This window comes from Pseudomonas luteola NBRC 103146 (assembly GCF_002091675.1).
Classification (GTDB): Bacteria; Pseudomonadota; Gammaproteobacteria; order Pseudomonadales; family Pseudomonadaceae; genus Chryseomonas; species Chryseomonas luteola.
Window position 1 is genome coordinate 1 of record NZ_BDAE01000078.1, and the last position, 1,365, is coordinate 1,365.

A 1,365-nucleotide genomic window follows, 5' to 3' on the forward strand; every position below is an offset into this window, starting at 1 on the left:
CCGGGAGTGTCAGATTTTTTGTGTGCGGACCGGTAGCGGCCTGCCGTCAGGCAGGCCCTGATTTTCACCATGTTGGCCTAATGAACCGATCTCCGTACAGAATCGCAAACTGATTCATCGCGCTTTTCCAATCATGGGCCGGTTTTCCCCAGTTGGCTGTTATGTTGCGCAGTCCCAGCCATATCAGTTTGGTCGCTGCGTCATCGTTCGGGAAATGCCCGCGAGTCTTGATGACCTTGCGTAGCTGGGCATTGATGCTCTCGATGGCGTTGGTGGTGTAGATCACCTTCCGAATGGCGGGCGGGAAAACAAAGAATGGAATTACGCGATCCCAAGCCCGCCTCCAAGCCGCCACCACGGTTGGATATTTCTCACCCCAGGGCCCGTTCTCGAACTCATCGAGTGCCTGCTCAGCCGCTTCGGCGTTGATGGCCTGGTAGATCGGCTTGAGCTCCTTGGCCAGTGCCCGCCGCTTGTCCCAGGCCGCGAAGTCCAGGCTGTTGCGGATCAGATGCACGATGCACGTCTGCAGCGTCGTCTCTGGAAACACCGCACTGAGAGCCTCTGGCATACCTTTGAGGCCATCGGTCACGGCAATCAGCACGTCTTCGACACCTCGCGTCTTGAGGTCGTTGAACACCTTCATCCAGAACTTCGCACCCTCGGTGTTCTCAATCCAGATGCCCAAGATATCGCGGGTCCCGTCGGGTAGAACGCCCAGCGCCAGGTAAATGGCCTTGTTGCGCACCAAGCCTTCTTCGCGGATTTTCACCCGCAGCGCATCAAAGAAAATGACCGGGTACATCGGCTCCAAGGGCCGCTGTTGCCACGCGCCAATTTCGTCCATGACCTCGTCGGTGACAGAGCTGATGAAGTCGGGTGAGACCTCTGTTCCATATTGCTCGGACAGAAAAGCCCGGATTTCTCTGACCGTCATTCCACGGGCGTACATGGCGATGATCTTGTCATCGAAACCGGTGTACCGCCGCTCATGCTTGGGGATCAGAATGGGCGCAAAACTGCCGTCTCGATCACGGGGAATGTCCAGCCGTAGCGGGCCATCACCGGTCAAAACCGTCTTGCCACTCTTGCCGTTACGCTGGTTGGACTCATCCTCTGGGCGCTGCGCGCCCGGCGGATAGCCCAGGTGGTGGCCAAGCTCGGCATGCAGAGCACGCTCGATCAAGGCCTTTTTAAATGCCGCAGAGGCATCCTCGATAGCTTCTGCAGTCATCAGGCCCTCACCGAACTGCTCCAGCAGCTCTTTGGGGATCTTGGGCAGGTCACGCAGGGGTTTCTTCTTGGTTGGCATACATGCACCTCTTACTCATGTTATGCCCGAACACAAAATTTCTGACACCCTCT

1 protein-coding gene is annotated in these 1,365 nt (G+C 57.3%); it reads right to left on the reverse strand.

From position 1 onward, the window contains the following. Positions 1–64: 64 nt before the first annotated feature. Positions 65–1,312 (reverse strand): IS256 family transposase, encoded by a 1,248-nt coding sequence (locus PLU01S_RS25115; protein ID WP_019366207.1) that lies wholly within the window; start codon positions 1,310–1,312, stop codon positions 65–67. Positions 1,313–1,365 lie beyond the last annotated feature (53 nt).

What these genes read in the sequence shown, in the direction of transcription:
- PLU01S_RS25115 (WP_019366207.1), bottom strand. Translation starts at nt 1,312, where the DNA reads ATGCCAACCAAGAAGAAACCCCTGCGTGACCTGCCCAAGATCCCCAAA.